A 3,884-nucleotide genomic window follows, 5' to 3' on the forward strand; every position below is an offset into this window, starting at 1 on the left:
GACAACGACAGCGTGCCCGTGGGCCCGCCGCCGGAGGTCATCGCCAAGCTGCCCGAGCCCGTGCCGAAAATTGAGCCGCGCGCGCTGTACGGCAACAAGTCGCCGTACACCGTGCTCGGCCAGAGCTACAACGTGTTGGCTTCGCCCAACGGCTATGTGGAGCGCGGCATCGCCTCGTTCTACGGCAACAAATTCCACGGGTACAAGACGTCCAGTCTCGAGGACTACGACATGTACCAGTTCAGCGCCGCGCACAAGACGCTGCCGATCCCCAGCTATGCGCGAGTGACGAATCTGGAAAACGGCAAGAGCGTGATCGTGCGCATCAACGATCGCGGCCCGTTCCACGAGAACCGGGTGATCGATCTGTCCTATGCGGCTGCCGTGCGCATCGGCGTATGGCCCAAGGGCACGGGACTGGTGGAAGTGCGCGCGATCGATCCCTCGCAGCCGCTGACCGCCCAGGCCTTGCCGCCGCCACCGCCGCCGCCCAAACCTGCCAGCCCCGGGCCAGGTATTTTTCTGCAGGTGGGCGCATTCTCCGACGTGGTCAACGCCGAGCGCGTCGCGCAGCAGCTGCGATCGGCAAATTTTGCGCCGGTACAGGTGGTGGATGCGCAAATCAACGGCCGCAGTATCCGCCGCGTGCGGGTCGGCCCGCTCGCCAGCGTCGACCAGGCCGACGATGTGACCACGCGAATCGAAGGCATGGGGCTGCCCCGGCCGCAGGTCGCGGTAGACTGATGTATTGAAATTCTTGCGGCGCTTCGGCGCCGCGATAGCCATTGGACCGAATCGAACGATGAACCTGATCCGCCGTACCCTCTCCTCGCTTGCCGTGGCCGCCCTGGTCGTCGGCACGGCCGTTGCCCAGCAGACTCCGCCCAAGCCCGTTCCGGTGCCGCGCCCGGTGATGCCTGAGGCCCCGGTGCCTCCGCCGCCGGATGTGGATGGCAAGAGCTGGGTGCTGATGGATTACGCCACTGGCCAGGTGCTCGCCTCGAAGGAGCCGGACCTGCGTGTGGAGCCGGCCTCGATCACCAAGATCATGACCGACTATGTGGTGTCTGCCGAAGTCGCCAACGGCAAGGTCCACATGAACGACCCGGTCACCATCAGCGAGAACGCGTGGCGCGGCGGCGGTGCGGGCACCGACGGCTCCACCAGCTTCCTCAAGCTCAACAGCCAGGTGCCGCTCAAGGACCTGCTGTACGGCCTGATCATCCAGTCCGGCAACGACGCCGCCATTGCGCTGGCCGAACACACGGCCGGGTCGGAACAGGCGTTCTCCGGCCTGATGAACGGTTATGCCAAGCAGTTGGGCATGACCAACACGAACTTCCAGAACGCGTCGGGCTATCCGATCGCCAACCATTACTCCACGGCGCGCGACATCGCGATTCTTTCGCGCGCGCTGATCCACGACTTCCCCGAGGACTATGCGATCTCGGCGATCAAGGATTTCGAGTGGAACGGCATCAAGCAGCACAACCGCAACCTGCTGCTGTGGCGTGACCCGACCGTCGATGGCATCAAGACCGGCCACACGGCTGCCGCGGGTTTCTGCCTGGCCGCCTCGGCCAAGCAGGGCGATTCGCGCATGATCGCTATCGTGATGGGCTCGACCAACGAGAAGACCCGTGCGGACGCGGCCATGGCGCTGCTCAGCTACGGTTTCCGTTTCTATGAGACGCACAAGCTGTATGACGGCGGCAAGCCGCTGGCCACGCCGCGCCTGTGGAAGGGTCAGTCCAACCAGCTGCCGCTGGGCGTGGCCGACAACGTGCTGGTCACCGTCAAGCGCGGCGACTACGACAAGCTGCAGGCCACGCTGGACGTGCCGGCGACGCTGGTGGCACCGTTCACCAAGGGCCAGCAGGTCGGCACGCTGCGCGTCACGCTCGATGGCCAGCCGGTGCAAAACGTGCCCCTGGTGGCGCTGGCCGATGCGCCGCAGGCTGGCTTCTTCGGCCGCCTGTGGGACAGCATCATGCTGTGGTTCCATAGCGACAAGAAGCCTGACGAAAAGAAGTGAGGGAGGTTGCACTGATGCGCGATATCGACTCCATCGAGCCCCAAGAGGGCCAGGGATTCCAGTTCCCCGGCGAATTCGAGATCACCGCCATGGGCAACGCCAGTGCGGACCTGCAGGCCCGCGTGCCGCAGATCCTCGAAGGCATCGGCGTGCACGTGCTGCATGAGACGGTCAAGCACCGCCACTCTCGCGAGGGTAACTTCATCTCGGTGACGGTGAGCTTCCGCGCCGAGTCGCGCGAGCAGTACGACGAGGCGCATGCCTCGCTGCGGGCCGATCCGGATATCCGTTACACGCTGTAACGCCGGTTCGAGACGCCCAAGCCTGGCGGGCCGCCACGCCCGCCGGCTTTTCAGTGACTTCCAGCCCTTGCAAGGGTGGTCTCACGACCGCAGATAATGACCTCCGTCCCCAGGCCATTCCCCATGTCCCTGCCGCTCAAAGTTCGTCGTCTCGGTCGCCAGCCCTACGAGGCGACCTGGGAGGCGATGAGCCAATTCACCAACAACCGGGGGCCTGACACCCCGGACGAACTGTGGCTGCTGGAACACGATCCGGTGTTCACCCTCGGCCAGGCCGGCAAGACCGAACACGTGCTGGCACCGGGCGATATCCCGGTCATCCATGTGGATCGCGGCGGCCAGGTGACCTATCACGGCCCGGGCCAGATCGTGGCTTATCCGATGATCGACCTGCGTCGCGTCGGGGTCACCGTGCGCGAGCTGGTCAACAAGATCGAGCAGGCCATCATCGATACGATGGGCCACTGGAACATCGGCGCCGAGCGCCTCGAAGGTGCTCCGGGCGTCTACGTGGCAGGCGCCAAGGTGGCCGCGCTGGGCCTGCGCGTGCGGCGGGGCTGCAGTTTCCACGGCCTGGCCTTCAACGTGAACATGGATCTTGAGCCGTACCACCGCATCAATCCGTGCGGTTACAAGGACTTGGCGGTCACGCAAGTGCTAGAATTGGGCGGTCCGTCGCGCCTTTCGGACGTCGAGGACGCCCTGGTGGAGGAGTTCTGCCACCAGTTCGGATTCGTCGCCGAGGCGGCGCCCCCCATACTCCCTGAACTACCCGCTCGCGTAGCGGTCTGAGCTGGCCTACATGAGCGAAATCTCCACTTCCAAAGTCATCCCGATCAGCGTTGTCGGCACCACCGGTGTCGAGAAGCAATTGGGCAACGACAAGATCGGGCTCAACCGCGCCGGCTTCGACACGACCGTGCCGACGCTGCGCAAGCCGAGCTGGATCCGCGTGCGCCTGCCGCAGGGCAACGCCGTGCAGCAGCTGAAATCGCGCCTGCGCGAGAACTCGCTGGTGACAGTGTGCGAGGAAGCCTCGTGCCCGAACATCCACGAGTGCTTCAGCAAGGGCACCGCCACCTTCATGATCCTCGGCGAGGTCTGCACCCGCCGTTGCTCGTTCTGCGACGTGGCGCATGGCCGTCCGGCCGCACCCGATCCGCTGGAACCGGCGCGCCTGGCCGAGACCATCCGCGACATGCGCCTGAAGTACGTGGTGATCACCTCGGTGGATCGCGACGACCTGCGCGACGGCGGCGCCGAGCATTTCGCCGCGTGCATCCGCGCGACGCGTCATGCGGCGCCGGACATCAAGATCGAAATCCTCACGCCCGATTTCCGCGGCAAGGGCCGCATGGAGCGCGCGCTGGAAGTGCTCAAGGACTTCCCACCGGACGTGTTCAACCACAACCTTGAAACCGTGCCGCACCTGTATCGCGAAGTGCGTCCGGGCGCGGACTACCAGTGGTCGCTGGACCTGCTCAAGCGCTTCAAGGCGCAGCATCCGGAGGTACCGACCAAGTCCGGCATCATGCTGGGCCTGGGCG

The 3,884-nt window shown here is 65.3% G+C and carries 5 protein-coding genes; all 5 read left to right on the forward strand.

Translation table 11 applies throughout. From position 1 onward, the window contains the following. Window positions 1–744, forward strand: a 744-nt coding sequence (locus tag AC1DMG_RS20765) for a septal ring lytic transglycosylase RlpA family protein (protein WP_477181026.1), incomplete at its 5' end; no start/stop codon positions are given. A 58-nt stretch (window positions 745–802) separates the two neighbouring features. Continuing rightward, window positions 803–2,035: a D-alanyl-D-alanine carboxypeptidase family protein gene (locus AC1DMG_RS20770; protein WP_441605049.1), complete on the forward strand. Its 1,233-nt coding sequence runs from the start codon at window positions 803–805 to the stop codon at window positions 2,033–2,035. 14 nt (window positions 2,036–2,049) lie between these two features. Then, window positions 2,050–2,337 carry a YbeD family protein gene (locus AC1DMG_RS20775; RefSeq protein WP_441605048.1) on the forward strand — a complete coding sequence of 96 codons (288 nt, stop codon included), beginning with the start codon at window positions 2,050–2,052 and terminating at the stop codon, window positions 2,335–2,337. 123 nt (window positions 2,338–2,460) lie between these two features. Then, window positions 2,461–3,129: a lipoyl(octanoyl) transferase LipB gene (gene lipB / locus AC1DMG_RS20780; protein ID WP_441605047.1), complete on the forward strand. Its 669-nt coding sequence runs from the start codon at window positions 2,461–2,463 to the stop codon at window positions 3,127–3,129. 10 nt (window positions 3,130–3,139) lie between these two features. Beyond that, a partial coding sequence (gene lipA / locus AC1DMG_RS20785; RefSeq protein ID WP_477181027.1) for a lipoyl synthase occupies window positions 3,140–3,884 on the forward strand: 745 nt, incomplete at its 3' end.

The sequence above is a fragment of the Dyella sp. 01N36 genome, from assembly GCF_056399745.1.